This is a genomic window from Candidatus Eisenbacteria bacterium, from assembly GCA_030017955.1.
Lineage (GTDB): Bacteria > Eisenbacteria > RBG-16-71-46 > JASEGR01 > JASEGR01 > JASEGR01.
On sequence record JASEGR010000190.1, the window covers coordinates 1 to 2,030 of the forward strand.

1 protein-coding gene is annotated in these 2,030 nt (G+C 47.7%); it reads left to right on the forward strand.

Translation table 11 applies throughout. The annotated features are described in order from the left end of the window. The first annotated feature begins 331 nt into the window (after positions 1 to 331). On the forward strand, positions 332 to 1,867 hold the full coding sequence (locus QME66_13555) for an IS1634 family transposase (protein ID MDI6809972.1): 1,536 nt from the start codon (positions 332 to 334) through the stop codon (positions 1,865 to 1,867). Positions 1,868 to 2,030: the final 163 nt, after the last annotated feature.

Below are 2,030 nucleotides of genomic sequence, written 5' to 3' on the forward strand. Positions count from 1 at the left end.
GGGCTGGACACTCTGCTACTATCCAACCGTCTTCCGCTTTTTCAAGTGTAACGTGAAAAATCATGTTATTTAATCTCCGAGTAAAATTTATCTAAGAACATTATACAAATATTATTCATTTATTTCAAGAATTCCTATTTTCCCAACTTCAACATATCCTTCACCGCATCTTTATGAACCATGAAGCTAGCCCAAGTTCGACAGTTGAAAAATATTTTTGATGGTGTTGTTGCGTATCGGAATTGTATTGCGCGTTTTCGATCCACGAGGCGATGTAGTGCCTGACTTACCCTCTTGCGGAGGCGCCTGTTGATGTCGTATATTGTGCATCATGTTTCTACGCCGCAAGTGTCGACATAAAAATGGTAAAGCCTATTACTCTTGGGCTCTCGTCGAATCAGTACGGACAGAGCGTGGGCCTCGACAGCGTGTTGTGTCATACCTTGGTGACATGGATAAAGCTGGTCGAGTCGGCATCCATCGCGCGGTTCAAGGAAACCAATCAGGAATCCAGGGATCGCTCTTTGATGAGACAACACCAGAATGGGTTGAAGTCAATGTCCGTAAAGTTCGTACGGAACGAAGCCGTCGATTTGGTGATGTGTGGCTTGCTCTGGAGCTGATCAAGAGACTCGGGCTTAGTGATCTCTTCCAGAGTGTTATGCCCGATATCCACCCGAAGATTCCTTGGGCAACGCTTGCGAACGTCCTGATCATTTCGCGTTTTTGTGAACCTTCGAGTGAACTTCATATTGCCGAACAGTTCTACGGCAAGACTGCCATGCCAGACCTTTTGGGCATTCCGGAAGAAGATATTTATGATAATCGCCTCTACCGCGCACTGGACAAGCTTTTGGTCCACAAAGATGATCTCCAGAAGCACTTGAAACAACGCATGGGAGAACTCTTTCATATAAGCTACGACATTCTCCTGTATGATGTCACCTCCAGTTACTTTGAAGGAATGGTCTCAAGGAACCCACAGGCACAACACGGATATTCCCGCGACAGTCGTCCCGATTGTAAGCAAGTGTGTATCGGTCTTGTTGTCACGAAAGAGGGAATTCCTCTTGGGTACGAGGTATTCGAGGGTAATCGGCATGACTCAAAAACCGTTGAAATCATTATCGAAAAGATGGAATCTCTCTATGGCAAGTCAGATCGTATCTGGATCATGGACCGTGGTATGGTCAGTGCCGACAATCTTGAACTGCTTCAAGAGGAAGGCCGTCGCTACATTATTGGAACACCCAAGAACCAGTTGAAGAAGTTCGAGCAACATCTTCTCACACAAGACTGGAAGCAAGTCCATGAAGGTCTTGAGGTCAAGCTGTGTCCTTCCCCAGATGGTAGCGGAGAACTCTTCATTCTCTGCCGGAGTCGAGCCCGGAAGGAGAAAGAGCAAGCGATTCACAACCGTTTCGTCGAGCGTCTGAAGAAAGGTCTCGAGCGAGTGAAGAAGAGTTGTGCATCCGGACGTGTCAAGAATGTGAGACTTGTCGAGCGCCGCATCGGACGCTTACTTGAACGTTACAACCGGGCATCTCCGCTGTTCAATATCGATGTCAAAGAACTGAACGGCAAGCTTGATCTCACATGGACGATCCACAACACGTATAGTGACTGGGCCCGCCTCAGTGAGGGGTGTTACCTCATTCGCACTAATATCAAGGACTGGACAGCGGAGGATCTTTGGAAAGCGTACATCCAACTCACGCAAGCCGAAGCCGCCTTCCGGATCCACAAACAAGATTTAAGCCTCAGGCCTATCTGGCACAGATGGCCAAACACGCTGGCCTCGGCAACGAACCAAGAACGATCCTCGAAGAGATCAAGAATCTCACCCTCGTCGATGTTGTCCTTATGACGCGCACAGGCAAGGAGATCAAGCTCCGGTGTGTCTCCAGACCTGAGCAACACCTTGCGATCCTGTTACAAAAGCTAAACCTCAGACTACCTGAAAGGCTTGAGATGAAACTCAAAATGTAGTGCCGACTTTTTATCCCTTTCTGCGTTTTTGAAACAGAATC

Excerpts from the sequence above, each read along its gene's own strand:
- QME66_13555 (MDI6809972.1), top strand. The coding sequence starts at position 332 with ATGTTTCTACGCCGCAAGTGTCGACATAAAAATGGTAAAGCCTATTAC.